Source organism: Kitasatospora sp. NPDC085879 (assembly GCF_040686255.1).
GTDB lineage: Bacteria > Actinomycetota > Actinomycetes > Streptomycetales > Streptomycetaceae > Kitasatospora.
On sequence record NZ_JBFBJZ010000002.1, the window covers coordinates 298,782 to 322,009 of the forward strand.

General features: G+C 72.1%; 17 protein-coding genes. 12 read left to right on the forward strand and 5 right to left on the reverse strand.

Annotated features, from left to right (window positions below; all coding sequences use genetic code 11):
• Positions 1 to 7: 7 nt before the first annotated feature.
• The gene (locus AB0P35_RS03080) at positions 8 to 787 is read left to right on the forward strand and encodes an HPF/RaiA family ribosome-associated protein (protein ID WP_363505672.1); all 780 of its coding nucleotides are present in this window, start codon (positions 8 to 10) and stop codon (positions 785 to 787) included.
• 147 nt (positions 788 to 934) lie between these two features.
• On the opposite strand, the gene AB0P35_RS03085 is transcribed toward AB0P35_RS03080, so the two are convergent.
• Positions 935 to 2,524 (reverse strand): oleate hydratase, encoded by a 1,590-nt coding sequence (locus tag AB0P35_RS03085; protein WP_363505675.1) that lies wholly within the window; start codon positions 2,522 to 2,524, stop codon positions 935 to 937.
• Positions 2,525 to 2,764: 240 nt separating this feature from the next.
• Here AB0P35_RS03085 and AB0P35_RS03090 point away from each other — a divergent pair, with 240 nt between their 5' ends.
• From AB0P35_RS03090 to AB0P35_RS03125, 8 genes are all read left to right on the forward strand, one after another.
• Positions 2,765 to 5,149 carry a phosphoketolase family protein gene (locus tag AB0P35_RS03090; RefSeq protein ID WP_363505678.1) on the forward strand — a complete coding sequence of 795 codons (2,385 nt, stop codon included), beginning with the start codon at positions 2,765 to 2,767 and terminating at the stop codon, positions 5,147 to 5,149.
• Between the two features lie 39 nt (positions 5,150 to 5,188).
• Positions 5,189 to 5,989, forward strand: a complete 801-nt coding sequence (locus AB0P35_RS03095) for a universal stress protein (protein WP_363505680.1) — start codon at positions 5,189 to 5,191, stop codon at positions 5,987 to 5,989.
• Positions 5,990 to 6,134: 145 nt separating this feature from the next.
• Positions 6,135 to 6,992 (forward strand): universal stress protein, encoded by an 858-nt coding sequence (locus tag AB0P35_RS03100; RefSeq protein ID WP_363505682.1) that lies wholly within the window; start codon positions 6,135 to 6,137, stop codon positions 6,990 to 6,992.
• A 222-nt stretch (positions 6,993 to 7,214) separates the two neighbouring features.
• Positions 7,215 to 9,851, forward strand: a complete 2,637-nt coding sequence (gene adhE / locus AB0P35_RS03105) for a bifunctional acetaldehyde-CoA/alcohol dehydrogenase (RefSeq protein WP_363505684.1) — start codon at positions 7,215 to 7,217, stop codon at positions 9,849 to 9,851.
• 83 nt (positions 9,852 to 9,934) lie between these two features.
• Positions 9,935 to 12,202, forward strand: a complete 2,268-nt coding sequence (gene pflB, locus AB0P35_RS03110; protein ID WP_363505686.1) for a formate C-acetyltransferase — start codon at positions 9,935 to 9,937, stop codon at positions 12,200 to 12,202.
• A gap of 78 nt (positions 12,203 to 12,280) precedes the next feature.
• Positions 12,281 to 13,066, forward strand: coding sequence for a pyruvate formate-lyase-activating protein (gene pflA / locus AB0P35_RS03115; protein WP_363505688.1), 786 nt, complete (start codon positions 12,281 to 12,283; stop codon positions 13,064 to 13,066).
• Positions 13,067 to 13,188: 122 nt separating this feature from the next.
• Positions 13,189 to 13,650, forward strand: coding sequence for a universal stress protein (locus AB0P35_RS03120; RefSeq protein ID WP_363505690.1), 462 nt, complete (start codon positions 13,189 to 13,191; stop codon positions 13,648 to 13,650).
• Between the two features lie 34 nt (positions 13,651 to 13,684).
• Positions 13,685 to 14,359, forward strand: coding sequence for a CBS domain-containing protein (locus tag AB0P35_RS03125; protein ID WP_363505693.1), 675 nt, complete (start codon positions 13,685 to 13,687; stop codon positions 14,357 to 14,359).
• A 127-nt stretch (positions 14,360 to 14,486) separates the two neighbouring features.
• Here the strand turns inward: AB0P35_RS03125 and AB0P35_RS03130 are convergent, their stop codons facing one another.
• Positions 14,487 to 16,844: an isoamylase gene (locus AB0P35_RS03130; protein ID WP_363505696.1), complete on the reverse strand. Its 2,358-nt coding sequence runs from the start codon at positions 16,842 to 16,844 to the stop codon at positions 14,487 to 14,489.
• 282 nt (positions 16,845 to 17,126) lie between these two features.
• Here AB0P35_RS03130 and AB0P35_RS03135 point away from each other — a divergent pair, with 282 nt between their 5' ends.
• Positions 17,127 to 17,879 (forward strand): hypothetical protein, encoded by a 753-nt coding sequence (locus AB0P35_RS03135; protein WP_363505699.1) that lies wholly within the window; start codon positions 17,127 to 17,129, stop codon positions 17,877 to 17,879.
• A 249-nt stretch (positions 17,880 to 18,128) separates the two neighbouring features.
• Here the strand turns inward: AB0P35_RS03135 and AB0P35_RS03140 are convergent, their stop codons facing one another.
• Together AB0P35_RS03140 and AB0P35_RS03145 are read right to left on the reverse strand one after the other, a co-directional pair.
• Entirely contained in the window at positions 18,129 to 18,821 is a 693-nt protein-coding gene (locus AB0P35_RS03140; RefSeq protein ID WP_363505702.1) for a metal-dependent transcriptional regulator, read from the reverse strand.
• An 8-nt stretch (positions 18,822 to 18,829) separates the two neighbouring features.
• On the reverse strand, positions 18,830 to 19,369 hold the full coding sequence (locus tag AB0P35_RS03145; RefSeq protein WP_363505705.1) for a YbhB/YbcL family Raf kinase inhibitor-like protein: 540 nt from the start codon (positions 19,367 to 19,369) through the stop codon (positions 18,830 to 18,832).
• Positions 19,370 to 19,529: 160 nt separating this feature from the next.
• On the opposite strand from AB0P35_RS03145, the gene AB0P35_RS03150 reads away from it, so the two are divergent.
• A complete protein-coding gene (locus AB0P35_RS03150; RefSeq protein WP_363505708.1) occupies positions 19,530 to 20,255 on the forward strand; it encodes a GntR family transcriptional regulator in 726 nt (241 codons plus the stop codon).
• A gap of 185 nt (positions 20,256 to 20,440) precedes the next feature.
• On the opposite strand, the gene AB0P35_RS03155 is transcribed toward AB0P35_RS03150, so the two are convergent.
• Complete coding sequence (locus tag AB0P35_RS03155; protein ID WP_363505714.1) at positions 20,441 to 21,175, reverse strand: TetR/AcrR family transcriptional regulator; 735 nt, start codon at positions 21,173 to 21,175, stop codon at positions 20,441 to 20,443.
• A gap of 91 nt (positions 21,176 to 21,266) precedes the next feature.
• Here AB0P35_RS03155 and AB0P35_RS03160 point away from each other — a divergent pair, with 91 nt between their 5' ends.
• A complete protein-coding gene (locus AB0P35_RS03160; RefSeq protein ID WP_363505717.1) occupies positions 21,267 to 22,328 on the forward strand; it encodes an amidohydrolase family protein in 1,062 nt (353 codons plus the stop codon).
• Positions 22,329 to 23,228: the final 900 nt, after the last annotated feature.

The window sequence follows — 23,228 nt, forward strand, 5'->3', positions numbered from 1 at the left end:
AACTCCGATGAACCGTCCGCAGACCCTGAGCGCCACCGCCGTCGTGGTGGAGACCCGCGGCGCCGTCACCCTGGCCGCACCCGACTACGCCCGTACGAAGATGATCGCCGTGCTGGAGCGGCTCGACGAACCGGTCCTCGCCGCCCGGGTGAAGCTCACCCAGGAGTCCAACCACGCGGTGGCCGAGCCCTCCACCGCCCAGGCCGTGGTCGACCTCAACGGCCGGCCGGTCCGGGCCCATGTCGCAGCGGCCACCATGCAGGAGGCGATCGACCGCCTCCAGGACCGGCTGAACGCCCGGATCGCCCGCGTCCGCCACCACCGCGACCACCACCGCCACCACGGGACGGCCCCGGACGCCGGAGGCGACGGTGCCGGGCACGGGCACCGTCCGCAGCGGCACACCCGGAGCCCCGAGGACCGCCGCATCGTGCGGCACAGGTCCTACAGCCCGGCGCGGCGGACCGCCTGGGAGGCGGTGCTCGAACTGGAGGCGATGGACCACGACTTCCACCTGTTCACGGACACGGCGGGCGGCGAGAGCGTGGTCCACCGGGACGCCGCCGGCGGGTACCGGCTGGCCACGGCCGATCCCCGGGCCGAGCAGGTCCCGGGCCTGCCGGCAAGCGCGCTCGGCGCGCCGGAACTCACCGTCGACGAGGCGGTCGGACGCCTCGATCTCGGCGGCCTGCCGTTCGTGTTCTTCACCGACGCCGCGACCGGTCGCGGCAACGTGCTGTACCACCGCTACGACGGCCACTACGGCCTGATCACTCCCGCGCTGTAGTAGGCGCGGGTCCTGCCCGGCGGCTGTGGGGGCCGGCCGGGAACGGAACGCGGAACCGGGGACGGCGTGGGGGCCGTCCCCGGTTCCTGCGTGTTCCCGTCCGGTGGCGCAGCCGGCCGGCCGTTCCCGCGGCCGCGGGAACGGCCCTCAGCCGAGGGCGGTCCGCAGTGCGGACAGGACGGTGGCCGGGTCGGCCAGGGCGTGGTGGACCGGCGGGACCGGCAGGTCGAGGCCGAGCAGCTGATGGACGGCGTGCATGGCGCCGCGCACCGAGTACTCGACGGTGAAGACGACGTCCTCCGGGATCTCGACGTACTGGCCGAGGAAGGCGAAGTTCCGTGCGCCGTGCGGGATCACCCGGGGTCGGTCGTGCACCGACCGGCGGGCGAACTGGCTGGTGATGTAGGGCATCATCACGGTGATGACGGTCGTGGTGGCGCGGACCTCCTCGGCGATGTCCTCGAAGCCGAGCTGCCCGAGGAGTTCGGTGAGGACCTCCTGCCCGGTGCACTCGGCCATGGCCTTGCCGGTGTACTCACCGGGAGTGTCCATGAACAGGCCGTACCCCCACAGCGTGAACACGTCCTCGGGCTGCCCGTCGAAGTGCGGCGGGCGGGGCACGACGACCGACATCAGCCAGGGCGAGTCCTTGAAGGTCATCAGCGCACCGGTGCCCGGGGCGTTGCCGCTGAACGCCTCGATCCGCTTGAGCAGGGCGGGGCTTCGCATGGTGAGCGTGAACGACTCCCAGGCGGCCTCGGCGACACTGCCGTTGAAGACCGCCGGCCGGCCGAAGTCCGGCGCCTTGCGGGAGAGGGTCTCCCACAGTGTCCAGCTGCCGTCACGCTTGTCGCGGACGAGCTCGGGCACGGTGTCGTCGCCACCGTGGGCGGTATCGGCGGTCATCGAACCGAGCGTGATGAACGCCAGGTCCAGATCAGCGAGTTCGACGGTCTCCGGCCCGCTCTCGCGCCGCAGGTGGAGGCGCCTGGCGCGGCGGATTCCGTTCTGCTCGGTGAAGTCGACGTCGGTGACGGTGACACCGTGCTCGATCCGCACGCCGCGCTCCAGCAGCCACCTGGTGAGCGGCCGGACGATGGAGTCGTACTGGTTGAGCCGGGTGCGGCGGACGCCCGCGAGCGTGTGGATGCGCGGGAACTCCTGGAGGAAACGCAGGAAGTAGCGCCTGAGCTCGATCGCGCTGTGCCAGTTCTGGAAGGCGAAGGTGGTGCGCCACATCGCCCAGAAGTTGGTGGCGAAGAAGTGCCCGGAGAAGAACTCGTCGATCCGGCGGGCGCCGATCACCGACTCGGGTGTGACCAGCAGCCGGGTCAGCTCCAGTCGGTCACGGGCGTCGAGACCGAGCCGCGACGCGTCGACGATCCGGTGGTCGCGGTCGATCAGCCGGGCCCTGGCGTCGGTCGGCCACGCCCGGTTGAAGTCGGTGATCTCCTGGCGGACGGAGACGGCCTCGTCGTCCAGGGTGGGGATCGACTCCAGCAGGTTCCACAGGCAGGTGTACGCCTCGTCCTCCAGCATGCGCCCGCCACGGGTCACGTAGACCCCCTCCGGTGTGCCCAGCCCGTCGAGCGAGCCGCCCGCGAGCGGCAGTTGCTCCAGGATGCGGATGTTCTCGCCGGGGACGTCGCCGTCCCGGATCAGGAAGGCCGCGGCTGCCAGTGCGGCGATCCCGCCGCCGACCAGATACGCCTTCGTGGTGCGCCCGCTGTCGATCATGCCCTGTCCCAGTCCTCGTCGCGTCCGCCTGCACCGGCCGGCAGGCGCCGTCAAGCCTCCGGGACCCGGATCGCGCCGTGCAGGGCCCTGCAGTCCCTCTCCCCGGGGCCGCAGGTCCTGGCCGGGGCCCGGTTCCGTGGCCCGATCGGCCCTGTGCTCGGACGATCGCAGCGGGTGACGATGGGGCCCGGCCCGTCGCTCCGACGGACCGGCCGGACCGATGCGGAGGAGACCGCCGACATGCCCGCTACCCCGAACCCGGTGCCCGGTCCGTTGTCCGAGCAGGAGCTGCGGTCTCTCGACTCCCATTGGCGGGCCGCCAACTACCTGGCAGTGGGCCAGATCTACCTGATGGCCAATCCGCTGCTGCGCGAGCCGCTGATCCCCGAGCACATCAAGCCGCGGCTGCTCGGCCACTGGGGCACCTCGCCGGGACTGAACCTGGTGCACACCCACCTCAACCGGGTCGTCAGGAACCGCGACCTCGACGCGATCTGCGTCTGGGGGCCCGGGCACGGCGGCCCTGCCGTGCTGGCGAACTCGTGGCTGGAGGGCAGCTACTCGGAGACCTACCCGGACGTGAGCCGGGACGAGGCGGGGATGGCCCGGCTGTTCCGTCAGTTCTCCTTCCCCGGGGGAGTGCCGAGCCACGTCGCCCCCGAGACGCCCGGCTCCATTCACGAGGGCGGCGAACTGGGCTACGCGCTCTCGCACGCCTACGGCGCCGCCCTGGACAACCCCGGACTGCTGGTCGCCTGCGTGGTCGGCGACGGCGAGGCCGAGACCGGCCCGCTGGCCGCGTCCTGGCACGGCAACAAGTTCCTCGACCCGGTGCACGACGGCGCGGTGCTGCCGATCCTGCACCTGAACGGCTACAAGATCGCCAACCCGACGGTGCTGTCCCGGCTGCCCGAGGGCGAACTCGACGCCCTGCTGCGCGGCTACGGACACCTCCCGCTGTACGTCACCGGCGCCGACCCGGCAGCCGTCCACCGGGCCATGGCCGAAGCCATGGACACCGCCCTCGACCGGATCGCCTCGATCCAGTACGAGGCCCGCACCAACGGCTCCGAACGCCGCCCGCACTGGCCGGTGATCGTGCTGCGCACCCCCAAGGGCTGGACCGGTCCCGCGGAGGTCGACGGCCTTCCGGTGGAGGGCACCTGGCGCGCCCACCAGGTGCCGCTCGACCAGGTCCGCGACAACCCGCAGCACCTCGCCCAACTGGAGGCCTGGCTGCGCTCCTACCGTCCGCAGGAGCTCTTCGACGAGCACGGCAGGCCCACCGCCGACGTGCTGGCGTGCATACCCGCCGGCACGCGCCGGCTCGGGGCCAACCCGCACGCCAACGGCGGCCTGTTGCTGCGTGACCTCCCGCTGCCGGAGCTGGAGCGCCACGCGGTGGCCGTGGACAAGCCCGGCACCACCCGGCACGAACCGACCCGGGTCCTGGGCGGCCTGCTGGCCGACGTGATGGCGGCGACCGCCGAGCGCCGCGACTTCCGCCTGGTCGGCCCCGACGAGACCGCCTCCAACCGGCTCGAGGACGTCTACAGCGTCACCGGCAAGGCCTGGCAGGCCGATACCCGGCCCGTCGACGAGCACCTCGCGCGCGACGGCCGTGTGATGGAGATCCTCTCCGAACACACCTGCCAGGGCTGGCTGGAGGGCTACCTGCTCACCGGCCGCCACGGCCTGTTCTCCTGCTACGAGGCGTTCGTCCACATCGTCGACTCGATGGTCAACCAGCACATCAAATGGCTCCGCACCACCCGGGAACTGCCCTGGCGCGCGCCGATCGCCTCGCTCAACTACCTGCTCACCTCGCACGTCTGGCGCCAGGACCACAACGGGTTCTCGCACCAGGACCCGGGCTTCGTCGACCACGTGCTCAACAAGAGCCCGGAGGCCGTCCGGGTGTACTTCCCGCCGGACGCCAACACCCTGCTCGCCACCGCCGACCACGTCCTGCGCAGCCGCGACCACGTCAACGTCGTCGTCGCCGGCAAGCAGCCCTGCTTCGACTGGCTCACGCTGGACGAGGCCCGCACCCACTGCGCCCGCGGCGCCGGCATCTGGGAGTGGGCGGGCACCGAGGACGGCAGCCGCGAACCCGACGTCGTGCTCGCCTGTGCCGGCGACGTCCCCACCCAGGAAGTCCTGGCCGCGGCCGACCTGCTGCGGCGCCACCTGCCCGACCTGGCCGTGCGGGTGGTGAACGTGCTCGACCTGGCCCGGCTGATGCCCGCCGAGGAGCACCCGCACGGCATGCCGGACGCCGAGTTCGACGCCCTGTTCACCCGCGACCGGCCGGTGGTCTTCGCCTACCACGGCTACCCGTGGCTGATCCACCGGCTCGCCTACCGCCGGGCCGTCCACCCCCGGCTGCACGTGCGCGGCTACAAGGAGTCCGGTACCACCACCACTCCGTTCGACATGGTCGTCCGCAACGACCTCGACCGCTACCGGCTGGTCATGGACGTCGTCGACCGCGTCCCCGGTCTCGCCGTCCGGGCCGCCGCCGTGCGGCAGGAGATGGCCGACCGGCGCACCCGCCACCACGCCTGGATCCGCGAGCAGGGCACCGACCTGCCGGAGGTCGCCGACTGGAGCTGGAGCGGCTGACCCGACATCGAGGGCGGCTACCGTGAGGAGACGAACACCATGGACCTGCCCGTCACCGTCGGCATCGACGGTTCGGAATCGAGCCTGGCGGCCGCCGACTGGGCCGCCCGTGAGGCGCTGCTGCGCGACCGCCCCCTGCGCGTCCTGCACGCCCTGCCGCTGATGCCCCACCTGCTTCCCGCCCGGGCCGCCGGCGGCCGGCCGGGAGGCGACCTGCTCCACGAGGTGGAGCACGTCCTGGCGATGCGCCATCCGGACCTGCGGATGCGCACCGAGGAGGCCCACGACGCCGCCGGCGCGGCGCTGCTCGCCGCGGGAGAGGACGCCGACCTGCTGGTGCTCGGAGCCCGCGGCAGCGACGGCTTCCCGGAGCTGCGCGTCGGCTCGACCGCCCTGCTCCTCGCCGCCCGGACGGGCTGCCCGACGGTGGTGCTCCCGGTGGAACCGCCGGGCCCGCACCCGCGCGACCTGGTGGTGGTGGGCGTGGACGCCCGCCGCCCCGCCGAGGCGGCCCTCGACTTCGCCTTCGCCGCCGCACACCGCTACGGCCTGCCGCTGCGGGCCGTTCACGCCGGCTCCGTGCCGCGGGCGGACCTCGGCGGTGAGGCCGCGCTGCTGGCCGGCGCGCTGGAGCCCTGGAAGGCGGCCCGTCCCGAGGTCGAGGTCGTCGCGGACGCCGAGAGCGGCGGACCGGGCCGGGTGCTGGTGGAGGCGTCGGCCAAGGCCCGATTGCTGGTGGTGGGGCGCCGGCCGGCGGGCCCGGCCGCCCTGCTCGGTCCGGTGGTCCATGCCGTCCTGCACCACGCGGCCTGCCCGGTGGCGGTCGTGCCGGGGGCGTGAACACGCCCCCGGACCCGGGACCTTCGGGCCCGGTCCGGGGCTTCCCGGCCCCTGTGGCGGGCGGGCGCCCGCCGAGAACCTGTCCTGCAGACACGAGGTCGCGCGCACCGATGCCGCGCGACGCCGAGCGAAGGAGGTTGTGATCATGACTCAGTCCGTGGTGGTGGGGGTCGACGGTTCCGCGGAGAGCACAGCGGCGGCCGAGTGGGCGGCGCAGCAGGCCCACCGCGGCGGCCGGGCACTGCGGATGGTCCACGCCGGTGGACCGGAGGCCCCGCTGTCGGAGCAGCCCGGGAACCCGGCCGAGTCGCTGCCGGACGTGGTCCGCGCGCTTCGTGACCGGCTGGTGGACGTGATGCCCGATCTGGAGGTCTCGTGCGAGCACGTGCCCGGGAGCCCGGCCCACGCGCTCGTCGCCGCCGGGGAGCGGGAGGGGCTGCTGGTGCTGGGCTCGCGCGGTCTCGGCGGTTTCGCGGGGCTGCTCGTCGGATCGGTGGCGCTGCAGGCGGCGGCGCACGCCGGCTGCCCGGTGGTCCTGGTCCGGGCGGGCGCGGACGGCGGCCGTGCGAGCGGCGACGTGGTGGTCGGGGTGGAGGGCGGACGACCCTGCGACGAGGTGCTGGCCTTCGCCTTCGCGCAGGCGGCCGAGCGCGGTGCCGGTCTGCGGGCGATGGAGAGCCTGACCCTGCCCGCCGGGCCCTATGTGACGGACGCCCCGCTGGCGCAGCCGCAGATCAGGGTGGCGGTGGCCGAGTTCGAGCTGGTGCGGCTGCAGGACGCGCTCGCGCGCTGGCGGGAGAAGTACCCCGAGGTCGAGGCCGAGGCCGAGGTCACCGGGTGGCCGGCCGGGCGCGCCCTGGTGGAGGCGTCGCGCTCGGCCGCCCTGGTGGTGCTCGGCCGCCGGACGCCGCGGCTGCTCCCCGCGGCGCCGCGGCTCGGCGCCACCGCGCACACCGTCCTGCACCACGCGCACGGCCCGGTCGCCGTCGTGCCGCACGGGTGAGTCCGTCCGCAGACCGCCTCCCGTGGCCCGGACCGCCCAGCGGTCCGGGCCACGGCCGCGTCCGCCCGGGCCGGACGAGGGCGGGACCTTCGGCCCCCCGGTGTACCCCCATCGGCCGCCCCTGGGCCAGGTGCCCGGGCGGCAGTCTGGAGCCGGAGGCGCGGGCGACCACCGACAGCGCCTCGCACCTCGACGACCCCGATCCGAAAGGCTGGTCCTGCCATGTCCCGCCGCCCGCACCCCGAGCAGCAGCCCGCGCCGGGCGACGCCCCGGCGGCCGTTGCCGCGCTCGTCTCCGACGCCCTGACGGCCCTTCGGGAGTACGCCGACTTCACCCAGGAGCAGATCGACCACATCGTCAAGAAGGCGTCCCTGGCGGCACTGGCCCGCCACACCGGCCTCGCGGTGGCGGCGGTCGAGGAGACCGGGCGCGGGATCTTCGAGGACAAGGCGGTGAAGAACGTCTTCGCCTGCGAGAACGTCACCCATGTGATGGCCGGGACGAAGACGGTGGGGGTGGTGCGCCGGGACGAGATCGACGGGATCGTGGAGATCGCCGAACCGGTCGGGGTCGTCGCGGGCGTCACCCCGGTGACCAACCCCACCTCGACCACGATCTTCAAGTGCCTGCTGGCGCTGAAGACCCGCAACCCGATCGTCTTCGCCTTCCACCCCTCGGCGCAGCGCTGCTCCGCCGAGGCCGCCCGGACCGTGCGGGACGCGGCGGTGGCGGCCGGGGCGCCGGAGCACTGCATCCAGTGGATCGAGGAGCCGTCGATGGCGGCCACCCACGCCCTGATGAACCACCCGGACGTGGCCACCGTCCTGGCGACGGGCGGCAACGCGATGGTGCGGGCCGCGTACAGCTGCGGCAAGCCGGCCCTGGGCGTCGGCGCGGGCAACGTCCCCGCGTACGTGGAGAAGAGCGCCGACCTGAAGCGCGCCGTGAACGACATCGTGCTGTCGAAGACCTTCGACAACGGCATGATCTGCGCCTCCGAGCAGGCGGTCGTGCTGGACGCGGAGATCCGCGAGGCCGCGCTGGCCGAGTTCCGCACGCTGAAGGCACATCACGCGAGCACGGAGGAGAAGGCGCTGCTGGAGCGCCACCTGTTCGGCGCCGGTGACGGCGACTCCTGTGCCGGGGACCGGCTGAACGCCGACGTGGTGGGGCGGTCGGCCGCGCAGATCGCCGAGGCGGCCGGCTTCTCGGTGCCCGCCGACACCTCGGTGATCCTGGTGGACGCCGAGCGGGTCGGGCCGTCGGAACCGCTGACCCGGGAGAAGCTGTGCCCGGTGCTCGCCGTGCTGACCGCCGAGTCGCGCCAGCGCGGTGTCGAACTCGCCGCTGCCATGGTGGAGTTCAACGGTCTCGGGCACTCGGCGGCGGTGCACACCGAGGATGCGGCGTTCGTCGAGGAGTTCGGGCACGCGGTCAAGGCGTGCCGGATCATCTGGAACGCACCGAGCTCCCAGGGCGGGATCGGCGACGTCTACAACGCCTTCCTGCCCTCGCTGACCCTCGGCTGCGGCAGCTACGGGCACAACTCGGTGTCCGGGAACGTCTCGGCGCTGAACCTCGTCAACATCAAGCGGATCGGGCGGCGCAACACGAACATGCAGTGGTTCAAGGTCCCGCCGAAGATCTACTTCGAGCGCAACTCCGTCAAGTACCTGGCGAGCATGCCCGATGCACACCGGATCGTGATCGTCACGGACCGGACGATGGTCGAGGTCGGCCACCTGGAGCGGATCAGGGGCATCCTCGACCGCCGCCGCGAGCCGGTCGAGGTGCGGGTGGCCGACTTCGTCGAACCGAACCCCAGCATCGACACCGTCCGGAAGGGCGCCGAGCTGATGCGCGGGTTCCGGCCGGACACCATCGTGGCGCTCGGCGGCGGCTCGCCGATGGATGCGGCCAAGGTGATGTGGCTGATGTACGAGCACCCGGAGGTGGAGTTCGCGGACCTGAAGGAGAAGTTCTTCGACATCCGCAAGCGCGCCTTCACCTTCCCCGACCTGGGGGAGAAGGCCAAACTGGTGTGCATCCCCACCACCTCCGGCACCGGGTCCGAGGTCACCCCGTTCGCGGTGATCACCGACACCGCCACCGGCCAGAAGTACCCGCTCGCGGACTACGCGCTCACCCCGAGCGTGGCCATCGTCGATCCGGCGCTGACCACCCGCCTGCCGAAGGACGTCACCGCCGACTCGGGCTTCGACGCCCTGACCCACTGCATCGAGACCTACGTCTCGGTCTACGCCAACGACTTCACCGACGGCCTGGCCCTCCAGGGCATCCGGCTGATCTTCGACCACCTGGAGCGAGCCGTCCTCGACGGGCCCGACGACCCGGTGGCGCGGGAGAAGATGCACAACGCCGGCACCATCGCCGGCATGGCGTTTGGCTCCGCCTTCCTCGGGGTCGTGCACGCCATGGCGCACACCCTCGGCGCCACCTTCCACATCGCCCACGGACGCACCAACGCGCTCCTGCTGCCGCACGCCATCCGCTACAACGGCTCGGCCCCGTCCAAGGTCACCAGCTGGCCGAAGTACCGCAGCTACATCGCCCCCGAGCGCTACCGGGCGATCGCGCGGATGCTCGGCCTGCCCGCCGACACCCCGGAGCAGGGCGTCGAGTCCCTCGCCGCCGCGGTCGAGGACCTGCGCGACCGGGTGGGCATCCCGCGCTCCTTCAAGGAGGCCGGAGTCGACGAGGCGGCCTTCCTGGAGGCCCTGCCGCAGCAGGCGATGAACGCCTACGAGGACCAGTGCGCCCCGGCCAACCCGCGCATGCCGATGCTCGCCGACATGCAGCAGCTGATGCGCCAGGCCTACTACGGCGTCCGCGACTGAAGACCGGCGGACCGGCCCCGGAGCCGCACGGATCCGGGGCGGGCGCACCGCGGTGCCGAGAAACCACGACAGGAGCAGCGAACATGAGTGTCCGGCAGACGGAGACGGCCACCCGCGGAGCCTGGGACGGCTTCCGGGGCGGGCTGTGGCGCGACGCGATCGACGTGCGCGACTTCATCCGGCAGAACTACACCCCGTACGACGGTGACGCCGCCTTCCTGGCCGGCCCGACGGAGCGGACCCTGGCGGTCTGGAGGCAGATCACCGACCTCCTGCCCGAGGAGCGCGCCAAGGGTGTCCTCGACGTCGCGTACGGCGTCCCCGCCGGCATCACCGCCCACGCGCCGGGCTACATAGACCGCGAGAGGGAGCTGATCGTCGGCCTGCAGACCGACGCCCCGCTGAAGCGCGCGATCATGCCGAACGGCGGCTGGCGGATGGTGGCCGGCGCCCTGCGGACCTACGGCTACCCGGTACCGCCGGAGCTGGAGAAGGTCTTCACCGAGTACCGCAAGACCCACAACGACGGCGTCTTCGACGCCTACACGCCGGAGATCCTCGCCGCCCGGAAGGCCGGCATCATCACCGGTCTGCCCGACGCGTACGGGCGGGGGCGGATCATCGGCGACTACCGGCGGGTCGCACTCTACGGCGTGGACCGGCTGATCGGGGCCAAGCGGGCCGAGAAGGCGCAGCTCGACACCCCGCCCCGCGATCCGGCCGGGCTGGAGGAGGTCATCCGGGAGCGCGAGGAACTCGCCGAGCAGATCCGGGCCCTGGGCGAGCTGAAGCGGATGGCGGCGGGCTACGGCCACGACGTCTCCGGGCCGGCCACCACCGCCCGCGAGGCGGTCCAGTGGCTGTACTTCGCCTACCTGGCGGCCGTCAAGGAGCAGAACGGCGCCGCGATGTCGCTCGGACGCACCTCCACCTTCCTGGACGTCTACCTCCAGCGCGACCTCGCCGCCGGCCTGCTGACCGAGGAACAAGCCCAGGAGCTGGTCGACGACTTCGTCATCAAACTGCGCATCGTGCGGTTCCTGCGCACCCCCGAGTACGACGAGCTGTTCTCCGGAGACCCGACCTGGGTCACCGAGTCGATCGGCGGCATCGCCGAGGACGGCCGCCCCCTGGTCACCCGCACGTCCTTCCGCTACCTGCAGACCCTCTACAACCTCGGGCCCGCCCCGGAGCCGAACCTGACCGTGTTCTGGTCGCCCCGACTGCCGCAGGCGTTCAAGGAGTTCTGCGCCAAGGTGTCGATCGACACCTCCAGCATCCAGTACGAGTCGGACGAGCTGATGCGCCCGCGCTTCGGCGACGACACCGCGATCGCCTGCTGCGTGTCCGCCATGCCGGTCGGCAAGCAGATGCAGTTCTTCGGCGCACGGGTCAACCTGGCCAAGACCCTGCTGTACGCGATCAACGGCGGCCGCGACGAGCTGACCGGCGCCCAGGTCGGCCCGCGGACCGGCCCCGTCACCGGCGACCTCCTCGACTACGACGACGTGCTGGCCAGGCTCGACCTGCAGATGGACTGGCTGGCCGCCACCTACGTGCACGCGCTGAACGTCATCCACTACATGCACGACAAGTACGCCTACGAGCGGATCGAGATGGCCCTGCACGACCGGGACGTCCGGCGCACCCTGGCCTGCGGCATCGCCGGCCTCGCCGTGGCGGCCGACTCACTGTCCGCCATCCGCCACGCCGCGGTGAGGCCCGTGCGGGACGACACCGGACTGGTGGTGGACTACCTCGTGGAGGGCGAGTACCCGGCGTACGGCAACAACGACGACCGGGCGGACGCCATCGCCGTCCGGCTGGTCGAGGAGTTCATGCGCAAGGTGCGCAAGCACCCGGCCTACCGGGGCGCCGAGCACACCCAGTCCGTCCTGACCATCACCTCCAACGTCGTCTACGGCAAGAAGACGGGCAACACCCCGGACGGCCGCCGTGCGGGCCTGCCGTTCTCCCCGGGGGCCAACCCGATGAACGGCCGAGACCACCACGGGTACGTCGCCGCCGCCCTGTCGGTCGCCAAACTTCCCTACGACCGGGCCGAGGACGGCATCTCGCTCACCAACACCGTCACGCCGGCCGCGCTCGGCCGCACCGACGAGGAGCGGATCGCCAACCTGGTGGGCGTGCTGGACGGCTACGTCGCCTGCCACGGCTTCCACATGAACGTCAACGTCCTCGACCGGTACACCCTGCTGGATGCGATGGAGCACCCGGAGAAGTACCCCCAGCTGACCATCCGCGTCAGCGGCTACGCGGTGAACTTCGTCCGGCTCACCCGCGAGCAGCAGCTCGACGTCGTCAACCGCACCTTCCACGAGGCGCTGTAGCAGCGTCCGCCCCGACGCGGTGCCGGTCGCCCCCGACCTCGGGAGCCGGCACCGCGCCCCCGAGCGAGGAGAACCGGAATGACCGAGCCCGCCGTACCCGCCGCGACCCCCGCCGGCGCCGCCACCCGGCGCGCGGTGACCGGCATGCTGCACTCCTGGGACCTGTCGACCGGCGTGGACGGCCCCGGCACCCGCTTCGTCGCCTTCCTCGCCGGCTGCCCGCTGCGCTGCCTGTACTGCCACAACCCCGACACCCGGTACATGCGCGACGGCCGCCGCACCTCGGCCGACGAGATCGTCGGGGAAGCCGCCAAGTACACCGAGTTCATCCGTGCCGCCGGCGGCGGTGCGACCGTCAGCGGCGGAGAACCGCTGCTCCAGCCGCTCTTCACCGGCGAACTGCTCCACCGGCTCAAGCACGAACTCGGCCTGCACACGGCCCTCGACACCTCCGGCTTCCTGGGCGCCCGCGCCACCGACGCGCTGCTCGCCGACACCGACCTCGTCCTGCTCGACATCAAGTCCTGGGACCGCGCGCTCTACCGGCACCTCACCGGCCGGGACCTCGCCCCCACGCTGGACTTCGCCCGGCGCCTGGCCGGCCTCGGCACGGAGGTGTGGGTACGTTTCGTCCTCGTCCCCGGGCTGACCGACCTGCCCGCGAACATCGACGGCGTCGCGGAGTTCACCGCCTCGCTCGGCAACGTCACCCGCGTCGACGTGCTGCCCTTCCACAAGCTCGGCGCCGCGAAATGGCGCACGCTCGGCCTCGACTTCACGCTCGCCGACACCCCGTCACCCACCGCCGGCCAGACGGCCGCGGCCCGCGCGGTCTTCGCCGCACACGGCCTGCACGCCGTCTGACCGCTGGAGCACGGGTGCCGCCCGGGGCTGAAGGTCCCGCCCGTACGTGCCCCTCCGGCCCTTCGCCGCCGGGCCCCGGTCGGCGGAGAGTGGGGACAACCGCGAGAAGAGAGAGGAACACCATGACCGAGCAGGACGTGACGCGGCGCAGGATCGTGGCCGGAGTGGACGGATCGCCGTCCTCGATCGACGCACTGCGCTGGGCCGTCGGCCAGGCCCATGAGGTCGGCGCCGTCGTCGAGGCAGTGATCGCCTGGGAGTATCCCGTGACCCCCGGCTGGACCGGGCCGACCACCGAGGACGGGTTCGGCGCCGGCATCGCGCGCAAGATCCTCGACGAAGCCATCGCGGAGGTGAGCGACCCGCAACGCCCGGTCTGGATCGGCGCCCGGGTCGTGGAGGGCGGCGCGGTGCCGGCCCTGCTGGACGCCGCGCGAGGCGCCGAGCTCCTGGTGGTCGGAAGTCGGGGACACGGCGGCTTCACCGGCGCGCTCCTGGGATCCGTCGGCCAGCACTGCGTCCAGCACGCGCCCTGCCCGGTCGTCGTGGTCCGCCACCGCGAGGTCCGACAGCCCGTCGGATGACCCGACGGCCCCACCGAGAAGGAGACAGCCGACCATGCGACACCGCACCGTGGGCGAGTTGATGACCCGTGCCGTTGTCCACGCGCGGCCCGAGACGGGTTTCAAGGAGATCACCCGGCTCCTCGCCGACCACGACATCACGTCCGTACCCGTTCTGGACCGTGAGGACCGGCCGCTCGGGATCGTCTCCGAGGCCGACCTGCTGCTCAACGAGGCGGCCCAGGAGGACCCGTCCGGACTGCTGCTGACCCCGGTTCTGGCGCCGCGAGAGCGCGCCCGCAGCCGGGCCACCACCGCCGAGGGCCTGATGACCGGCCCGGCCGTCTGCGCCCGCCCCGAGTGGACGGTGGTCGAGGCCGCCCGCCTCATGCAGCGCGAGCACCTCAAGCGGCTCCCCGTCGTCGACGAGGCCGGCCGGCTGATCGGCATCGTCAGCCGGAGCGACCTGCTGCGCGTCTTCCTGCGCCGGGACCAGGCCATTCGCGAGGAGATCCGCCAGGACGTCCTCGACCGCGTCCTGGGACTCTCCCCGGACTGCATCGACGTGCGGGTGCACGAGGGGCGGGTCACCTTGAGCGGCACGGTCGAGCGCCGCAGCCTGGTGCCCGTGCTGGAACGGCTGTGCCGGAGCGTGGACGGCGTCGTCGACGTCACCGTCCGCTTCGACCGCTGCGCCGACGACACCACCGCGGTGTCCCCGGCCCGCTGACCCGCCGCCTGCCGGGCCCGGGCGTCCGCCCGGCGGGGCCTCCGCGCGAGGCGGCGCGCGGAGGGCCCCGATCCGGTGCCTCACCGGCTGCTCAGCCGCTTGAAGCAGGCGGTGAGGCGGGGTCGGGCTACTTGGCGATGAGGAGCAGGGTGGCGCGCCCGTGGAGGCGGTACACGGTGCCGGCGCCGCCGATGAAGGCCTCGGTGCCGGGCTGGGCGACCTGGTCGGTGCCCTCTGCCCAGGTCGAGGTGTCGGTGACGCGGTACCAGCTCTTGCCCGGACCCGGGGAGGGGAGGGTGAAGTCCACGTTGCCGGACCAGCCGTTGTAGCCGACGTAGACGGCGCTGCTGGGGTCACCGAGTTCGGTGCCGTCGTAGCGCCAGGCCAGGGCGTGGTTGTCGGGGTTGCCCCAGTAGGTGCCGTCGGGGGCGGTGCCCGCGGGCGTGAACCAGTCGAGCCGGCCCATGCCGTTGCCGTTGCCGTCGGTGGCGGAGTAGAAGTCCGCGGGGCGCAGCGCGGGGTGGGCCTTGCGGAAGGCGATCATGCGCTGGGCGTAGGTGCGGTAGGTGCTCTGGTCCGAGGTCCAGGAGGTGGTGAGCCAGTTGGCCGAGGAGTCGAGGTTGTACGAGTTGTTGTTGCAGTTGAGTGAGCGCAGGTACTCGTCGCCGCCGGTCATCATGGGGGTGCCGGCGGAGAGCATCAGCAGGGCGAAGCCGTTGCGGGCGGCCTTGCGCTGGTCGGCGGCGATGCCGCCCTGGTCCCAGGAGATGTTGTAGTCCGATCCTCCGTCGGAGGGGCCGTACGGCCAGGACTGGTTGTTGTTCTTGCCGTTGCAGGAGTACAGGTCCTTGAGGGTGAACCCGTCGTGGGCGACCAGGAAGTTGACGGAGGCCGAGGGCTTGCGGCCGGCCGCCTGGTAGAGGTCGGAGGAGCCGGCGAAGCGGGTGGCAAGGTCGCTCGGGGTGACGTTCTCGCTTCCCATGGCGTTCTGGTCGCGGCGCACGGTGTCGCGGAACTTGTCGTTCCATTCCGACCAGCCGTTGGGGAAGTTGCCGACCTGGTAGGTGCCGGCGCCGAGCGCCCACGGCTCGGCGATCCAGTCGGTGCCGGTGCCGCCGGCCGCGGGTCGGCCGGGCATGGCCGCGGTGATCCGGTTGAGGGCGGTGTCGGGGTCGGTGCGGCTGTACTGGAAGCAGCCGTGCTGGCAGGTGTTGCCGAGGACGGGGGCGAGGTCGAAGCGGAAGCCGTCGACGCCCAGGGTGTCCTTCCAGTGGGCGAGGGAGTCGGTGATGAGGTTGCGGGTGGCGGGGTTGTAGGTGTTCAGGTTGCCGTTGACGCCGGTGTTGTCCCAGGAGGCCTGCATGTCGCTGGTGAGCGAGTAGTAGGCGGGGTTGTCCAGGCCGCGCATGTTCAACAGGCTGTAGGTGCTCTTGTCGCCGGCGTTCCACGGGCCGCCCTCGGCGGCGTGGTTGTACACGACGTCGGTGAAGACCTTGATCCCGGCGTCGTGGTAGGCCCTGACCATCTCCTTGAACTCGCGGGTGGGGCCGCCGGCCGTCTTGTCGGACGAGTAACGGCGCTCAGGAGCGAAGAAGTTGAGCGTCTCGTAGCCCCAGTAGTTGTCGCCCGTAGTGCCGGTGGGGTCGGCGTCGTTGGTGTCGTTCTGGGTCTCCTGGACGGGCAGGAACTCCGCCGCCGTCACGCCGAGCGCGGCCAGCTGGCTGGCCTTCAATGCTGCTCCCTTGTAGGTGCCCTGATAGGCCGTGGGGACGCTCGGGTCGTTCTTGGTGAGGCCTCGGACGTGGACCTCGTAGACGATGTCGTCCTTCAGCGCCCGGGTCGGCTTGCTGCCGGTGGCCGTGGTGTCGGCGGCCAGCACGATGCCCTTGGGGGCCTGCGCGCCGTTGTCGACGGCCCGGTACTGGGGGCCGGTGCCGTAGACGGTCTTCGACGGGCCACCCGGGGTGAGCGGGTCGTGGCTGAGCTCCAGCGCGTACGGATCGGTGAGCAGCTTGTTCGGGTCGAACCGGTTGCCGGCTGCGTCCACGTCCGAGACGAAGCCGGCCGAGGAGCCCTTCGTCCAGGACGGGTCGTACGGCCAGTTCGGCCCCCAGGCGCGGTAGCCGTAGTAGACCGGCCCGGTGATGCCGTACTGGCCCTGCAGGGTTGCCACCGGCACGCTCGTCGACCACACGTTCGTGGCGGCGTCCTTCACCAGCGTGATCCTGGCGGCTTCCTGACTGCCGGAGGCCGCCGCGTAGAGGTAGAGCTCGATCCTGGTGGCCCGGGAGGAGTAGAGCCGGAAGTCGATGCCTGTCCCGGTGCCGTCGTCATGGGCGCCGAGGGCCTGGCTGGAGGCCGCGGCAGCCGGAGGAGCAAAGCCCCCGGGGCCGGCCAGGGACGTGGCCAGCGCGGTCGCGGTGGCGACGGCGAGCGATCCGAGGCGGGTCGATCTCCGGCTGCGGGCATGGCTGGGCAAGGGCATGGCAACTCCTGAAGTCGGGGTGGGGGAGCGGCCGCGGATGCCCGGGCGGTCGCACCGACTTCCTGCAAGTGTTTGCAGGATTTTGCTGCAAGGTAGCGGTGGTTGAGCTGCGCGTAAAGGCGTCGCGCACGGTTCGCATGCGGCAAGCGACGCGGGCGCGGCGGTGTGGCCCTTGACCGGGCGAACGGGCCGAGCGCCGGGCGCGGGTGGTTGAGTGTCAGGCGGTGGAGGTGAGTATGCGTACTCATGGTCGCGGGGATCACCGGCCTCCAGGATTGCGGCATGCGAAAGATCTCTCTCCCCGCCCCCGTCCTGGCCGCTGCGTTCGGCTGCCTGGTCCTGGCGGGCTGCGCCCCCCAGCCCGGCGCCGGTCACACCCTCGCGGGCAGCTTCGACTCGGCGTCGAACCCGGCCGATGCCCTGTCGAACTCCGGTGACCCGGAGATGCGCTTCCTCGCGCTGGTCACCCGCGTCACGCAGAAGTGTGCACCGAACGCCCCGAGCGACAAGGGCGGCGGCGTGGTGCCCAGACCCGGGGACCTGGCGGCCGCGGGGGAGGAGGTCACACCGCGGTACGGTCCGGGGCAGACGCCGCCGGGCACCCCGAACGCGGACGGGGACATACCGGTCCCGCTTCCCCCGGACGCCCCCGAGCCGTCGGGGCCGGCCTCCGCCCCCGCCGGTCCCGAGCCGGTCGGGGAGGTGCCGCTGGTCGGCGTCGACGAGTGCGCCGCCCGTGAACACGCCGAGCGCATCCGTGAGGCGTTCACCAACAGCCGCGCAGCCGGCTTCGAGGCGATGCGCGACAGGCTGGCCGGCCTGGACTACCCGGCCTCGCGGATCCACCGCATGCCCGACCGGGCGGGCGCGCCGCGGGTGCGGATCGACCTGCGCTTCATGGGCAACAACCTGGCCCTGGAAGTCACCGGCACCGGGAGCGGCGTGACCGTCGAACCGTTCGGGGCGTCCGAGCGGGAGGACGTGCAGGTGACCGATGTGAAGCGCACACCGGCGTCGGACACGCCCACTCCCTGACCGGACCCCACCGGCCCGCCTCGGTGGGCTGGTGCAGAGCACGCAGCGGTCCCATGGCCAACTCGGGGATCCGGTCGGCATGTCGCGCCGACCGGTGCCGTGCCGTTGTTCCGACGTCGTGACCCCGCTGCGGGTCGACCGGGCCTGCGCAGGGGTTCCCGCACCGAGGATGGCCCTGGAACACGATCGTGCTCCAGGACCATCCTCGTGCCCGCACGGGCCACGGCAACGGGCCACGCCCGGCAGGGCTCAGCGCTTGGCCACGAAGACGTGCGCGGCGGTCTGTGCGGGGAGTTCAGCGGCCTCCCCGCCGCTGCCGACCATCACGCCGCCGGGCAGCGACGTCACGTTCACGACCGCGCCGGGCTGGACTCCGGCGAGCCGCAGGACGTACATCAGCTGGGGGTCGGTCTGTATCTGCTCCCCGATGCGCCGTACGACCGCGCTCGCGCCGTGCGGCCCGGGCTCCAGGTCGCCGAGGCTGACCGTGCACTCGTCGAGGAACGGATCCGCCGCGCTCTTCCCGCCGAGCTCCTCCAGGCCCGGGATCGGGTTGCCGAAGGGCGACTCCGTCGGGTGTCTCAGCAGCTTGAGGACGCGGCGCTCGACGGCCTCGCTCATCACGTGCTCCCAGCGACAGGCTTCGGCGTGGACCTGCTCCCACTCCAGCCCGATCACGTGGACGAGCAGGCACTCCGCGAGCCGGTGCTTGCGCATCACGCGCGTGGCGGCCCGTCGGCCCTCCTCCGTCAGTTCGAGGTGCCGGTCGCCGGCGACGTGCAGCAGACCGTCGCGCTCCATGCGGGCGACGGTCTGGCTGACGGTGGGGCCGCTCTGGTGCAGGCGCTCGGCGATGCGGGCACGCATGGGGACCACGCCTTCCTCCTCGAGCTCCAGGACGGTGCGGAGATACATCTCCGTGGTGTCGATGAGTTGGGACATGGTGGTGGTCAGGCGGGGGTTTCGGCGGTGGCGGTCAGGACCGCGCGGCCGAGGACGTGGCCGGCCATGGTGAAGCCGAGGACGGCCGGGGTGGCGTCGGGCTGGACGCCGACGGACTCGACTCCGAGGGCGTGCACCACGACGAAGTAGCGGTGCGGGCCGTGCCCGGCCGGCGGGGCGGCCCCGATGAAGCGGGCCGCGCGGGCGTCGTTGGGCAGCTGGAAGGCGCCCTCGGGCAGGCCCGAGCCCGTGTCGTCGCCGGCACCCTCGGACAGCTCGGTGACGGTGGCGGGGATGTCGGCGACCGCCCAGTGCCAGAACCCGGACCCGGTGGGGGCGTCGGGGTCGTAGACGGTGACGGCGTAGCTCTTGGTGCCCTCGGGGGCGCCGCTCCAGGACAGCTGCGGGGAGACGTCCTGCCCGCCGGGGATGCCGAAGATGCCGGAGAACTGCTCGGGCGACCAGGCGCCGCCGTCGGTGACGGTGGTGCTGGTGACGGTGAAGCAGGCCGCCTCGGGGAGGCGGGCGAAGGGGTCGTTGGAGCTCATCGCGTCGTTCCTTTCAGTCCGTTCTGCGGGGTGGCGGAGGCGATGCGGCCGACGGAGGCCCCGCAGCGTCCATCGCGGAGACACCCCGTCACCGTTCATCGAACACAATCGACGATAGCACCGATAATCGATTATTTGTGAGATCGTCTATGCTGTCGGGATGACCCAGACGGCCCACACCTCGACCTCGTCGGGGAAGCAGATGCTCTCCGAGCAGGTCTACGCGCATCTGCGGGACGCGATCCTGCGCGGGGACTACGCCCCCGGTGATGCCCTCAAGCCCCAGGACCTGGCCAGGGAACAGAGCGTGAGTCTGGCCGTCGTGCGCGAAGCGCTCGTGCGGGTGGTCGGCGATGGCCTCGCCGACCGGCTGCCCAACCGCGGCTTCGCCGTCCCGGCCTTCTCCGACCGCCGCTGGCAGGAGATCACAGAGGCCCGACGGACCGTCGAACCGGTCGTGCTGCGCATGTCCGTCGAGCGAGGCGACGTCGACTGGGAGGCCCGCGTTCGAGCCGCCCACCACCGTCTGGCCCGCACCCCGACGCACGTGCCGGAGGAGGGCGAGTACTACAGCGGCGCATGGTCGGAGGCCCACCGGGTCTTCCACCGCACGCTGCTGGAGGGTTGCGGCAACCCCGTCCTACTGGAGACCTTCGACCGGATGTGGACCGCGAGCGAGCTGGCCCGCCGCTGGTCCGCTCACCGCCACCCCGACCGGGACCACGTCGGCGAGCACCGTCGGCTGGAGGAGGCGGCGCTGGCCCGCGACGCCGACACGGCGGCCGAGGTGCTGGCCCGGCACCTCACTCTGACCGCTGACGGACTGACCGGCTGCAACCCCCACGAATCCGTGGAGGAAGCCCGATCGCCTCGCCGAGACCGATGAATCGGCCGGATCTCCGCGGCCGACTGGACTGACATCCTCGCCGCAGCCCTGCGGGCCAGGCGGCCACAGGGCTGAAGAAAGCTGCGGACTCCGTCGCCGGGTGGTCGGGAACCTCCGCAGTGACCTCGGCACGGACGACCCGCCGGGAAGCCTCACCCCGGCGGGTCGTCCGTGCCGACTATGCCTCAACCGTCGGCGGCGAGGCGGCCCAGCCACTCCCTCAGCAGATGTTGCTCCGCGCTGCTGAGGGTCGTCTGCTCTGGCAGCGCTGCGCGCAAGGCGCGGGCGGCGCCCGCCGGGCCCGCGTCCTGCACGGACGGCCGTTCATTGGTTACGGCGGCGACCATGGACTCCCGCAGAGTGGTCAACAGGGCCGGGTTGCGCCGGTGCTCCGGCAGGGACAGCCAGGTGAGCACTGCGCCGCGCGCTGTGGCATGGATGATCTGGGCCGCGAGTTCCTCGTCGACGCGGAGCCAGCCGCCGGCGGCGAGGCGCCGGATGCGGCCCATCAGGATCTCCATGCCGGCGCTGAAGGCGGCCGAGGCGGCCCTCGTGGGCTCGCTGTACATCAGCGTGTACAGCGCGGGATTGGCCAGGCCGAACTCGACCGCGACGTCCCATCCGGCCCTCAGGTCCTCGACGGGGTCCTGCGGGTCGGGGTCGACGTGCTTGGTGGCGAGAAACGCGGCGAAGCCGTGCTCGGCCACCGCATCGAGCAGTCCGTCCTTGTCGCCGAACAGCCGGTAGATGGCCGGCGGCTGAAGGCCCGCTGCCTCGGCGACCGCGCGGGTGGTGACCGCCTCGCGCCCGCCTCGGGTCAGCAGGTCGATGGTGGCCTCGATGACCCGCTGCCGGGTCTGTTCGCGGCCGGTGGGCGCAGCGTCGGAGGCGCGGCTCCCGCTGGGTGGACGCAGTGGCATGGATCAATGATATCGCGTGAACGGTTCCGTCGTTAGTATCAGTGATACGCTCATTGTGATTCCACTGGAAACAGGCACGGAGGAGCACTGCATGTCCGACCGACTGCGGATCATCGCGCTGGAAGAGCACGTCGCCCTGCCCGCGATCATGGAGGCATGGTCGCGGGCAGGGGTGCCGGAGCTGCCGAACCTGGGGTTCGGCGACAGCCCCGTCGCCCGCCGACTGCGCGACACAGCGGAGACGAGGCTTGCGCACATGGACGACCAGGGAGTGGACGTGGCGGTGCTGTCGATCTCCTCGCCGGGCGTGCAGAACCTGCCCGACGCGGATGCGGTCGCCGCGGCCCGCGACACCAACGACCAGCTCGCGGCGATCGTGGCCGGTAACCCCGACCGCTTCCAGGCGTTCGCTGCGATCCCGACACGGTCGCCGTCGGCCGCGGCCGCGGAGCTGGAGCGGGCGGTCACCGAGCTGGGCTTCCCCGGCGCCATGCTCTACGGGCGCACCGGATCCAAGCTCGCCGACGACCCCGAGCACGACGAGCTGTACGCCGCTGCGGAGCGGCTTCAGGTCCCCCTCCACTTCCATCCGCAGATGCCCGTGCAGGCGGTGATGGACGCCTACTACTCCAACATCGGCCCCATCGGGACCGCGTTGGCGGGCCCTGCGATCGGCTGGTACTACGACCTGGGCGTGCAGTACCTGCGGATGATCTTCTCCGGTGTCTTCGACCGGTACCCCGATCTCCAGGTGATTGCCGGCCACTGGGGAGAGGTCGTGCTCTTCTATCTCGACCACATTGGGTTCTTCGCCGATGCCGGTGGCCTGGCCCGCCCGCTCGCCGACTACTTCAAGCAGAACTTCTGGGTCGCCGGCAGCGGCACCGTCAGCCCCCGCTACCTCCGGTGGACAGCCGAGGTCGTGGGGACCGAGCGGATGCTGTACTCCACCGACTACCCCTTCACCTACGGGTTCCGCCCCGGCGGCTTCCCCTTCGTGGACACCAGCGCCGGCGTCGCCCGGTCCTTCCTGGAAGAAGCCCCCTTCACCGACGAGCAGAAGGCCGACATCGCGCACCGCAACTGGGAACACCTCACGTCCCGCGCCACAGACCACACCCGGCGACCTCGGCAAGGCCTGTCACACGCCTGACCACGCCTGCCATCACAAGGACCACCGCCCCCGACGACCAGATCCGCCAGCGGCCGGTGAGCAACGGCGCCTTCGCCGAAGCGGCGGATCGGCGGTTGGGTACCTCCGCCGCCAACCGCGCCGGCCCGGAATGGTCCAGCACTGTCAACTGCACTGTCCTGGACTGGATCAGACGGCCGGGCTGAGAGGCCGGAGCGCGGTCGACGAGACCCCGACGGCGACCTCCACCACCGGATCCGGACAATACCGGCGCAGGGAGCCCACCTTGCAGGTTCGGCCTGGGGAAGGGAACGGGCCCGGCTTGCAGCCCCGCAGTCGACCTGCGGGGCTGCACGGGGCGGCGGGGGTACGGACGGGACAGGTGTCGTAGCCCGGGGCTCGCAAGACGGAGGCCGTCGGAGAGTTGCTCGCTGGACACTCGCCCCATAGCCTGACCGGGCTCACGCGCGGGCGTTCGGGCTGTCTCGTCCAGCCGATCGTGCCGGGTGGCCGGGAGGAGGTCGTGGCCTTGCGGCGGACGGCCGCGGGGCAGGGACGGCAGCGGGCTCTCGTCCCGGCGCGGTTCGTCTGCCTCCGCGGAGAGTACGGCTTTCCGCCTTGATCAGGTGGGCGGATCCCCTGTCGCACGGCGGCCACCAGCGGGCCGCGGCGAGGCGTTCGCGCCCGTGGCTGAGCGGGGCGAAGATGATCCGGTCACCGTCGTCGACCCACGTCTGGAGGGGCGTTCCGGCCTTCTCGCCCGGCCACGCTCGGGCGGTCGTCGTGCGGCCGGCACCGTCGGATGCGGTCCGGGCCGCCGTCACCGGGACCTTGGACTCGCTCCGGTCCGGTGACGGGCGCGGGTGCGGCCGGGGCCGGTCGTCTCGCGGCCCGTACGGCAATCCGTGTCCGGGACCGGTC

What these genes read in the sequence shown, in the direction of transcription:
- AB0P35_RS03085 (WP_363505675.1), bottom strand. Translation starts at nt 2,524, where the DNA reads ATGATCGACAGCGGGCGCACCACGAAGGCGTATCTGGTCGGCGGCGGG.
- AB0P35_RS03100 (WP_363505682.1), top strand. Translation starts at nt 6,135, where the DNA reads ATGACTCAGTCCGTGGTGGTGGGGGTCGACGGTTCCGCGGAGAGCACA.
- AB0P35_RS03140 (WP_363505702.1), bottom strand. Translation starts at nt 18,821, where the DNA reads ATGTCCCAACTCATCGACACCACGGAGATGTATCTCCGCACCGTCCTG.
- AB0P35_RS03090 (WP_363505678.1), top strand. Translation starts at nt 2,765, where the DNA reads ATGCCCGCTACCCCGAACCCGGTGCCCGGTCCGTTGTCCGAGCAGGAG.
- AB0P35_RS03135 (WP_363505699.1), top strand. Translation starts at nt 17,127, where the DNA reads ATGCGAAAGATCTCTCTCCCCGCCCCCGTCCTGGCCGCTGCGTTCGGC.
- AB0P35_RS03155 (WP_363505714.1), bottom strand. Translation starts at nt 21,175, where the DNA reads ATGCCACTGCGTCCACCCAGCGGGAGCCGCGCCTCCGACGCTGCGCCC.
- adhE (WP_363505684.1), top strand. Translation starts at nt 7,215, where the DNA reads ATGTCCCGCCGCCCGCACCCCGAGCAGCAGCCCGCGCCGGGCGACGCC.
- AB0P35_RS03095 (WP_363505680.1), top strand. Translation starts at nt 5,189, where the DNA reads ATGGACCTGCCCGTCACCGTCGGCATCGACGGTTCGGAATCGAGCCTG.
- pflB (WP_363505686.1), top strand. Translation starts at nt 9,935, where the DNA reads ATGAGTGTCCGGCAGACGGAGACGGCCACCCGCGGAGCCTGGGACGGC.
- AB0P35_RS03150 (WP_363505708.1), top strand. Translation starts at nt 19,530, where the DNA reads ATGACCCAGACGGCCCACACCTCGACCTCGTCGGGGAAGCAGATGCTC.
- AB0P35_RS03125 (WP_363505693.1), top strand. Translation starts at nt 13,685, where the DNA reads ATGCGACACCGCACCGTGGGCGAGTTGATGACCCGTGCCGTTGTCCAC.
- AB0P35_RS03080 (WP_363505672.1), top strand. Translation starts at nt 8, where the DNA reads ATGAACCGTCCGCAGACCCTGAGCGCCACCGCCGTCGTGGTGGAGACC.
- AB0P35_RS03120 (WP_363505690.1), top strand. Translation starts at nt 13,189, where the DNA reads ATGACCGAGCAGGACGTGACGCGGCGCAGGATCGTGGCCGGAGTGGAC.
- AB0P35_RS03160 (WP_363505717.1), top strand. Translation starts at nt 21,267, where the DNA reads ATGTCCGACCGACTGCGGATCATCGCGCTGGAAGAGCACGTCGCCCTG.
- AB0P35_RS03145 (WP_363505705.1), bottom strand. Translation starts at nt 19,369, where the DNA reads ATGAGCTCCAACGACCCCTTCGCCCGCCTCCCCGAGGCGGCCTGCTTC.
- AB0P35_RS03130 (WP_363505696.1), bottom strand. Translation starts at nt 16,844, where the DNA reads ATGCCCTTGCCCAGCCATGCCCGCAGCCGGAGATCGACCCGCCTCGGA.
- pflA (WP_363505688.1), top strand. Translation starts at nt 12,281, where the DNA reads ATGACCGAGCCCGCCGTACCCGCCGCGACCCCCGCCGGCGCCGCCACC.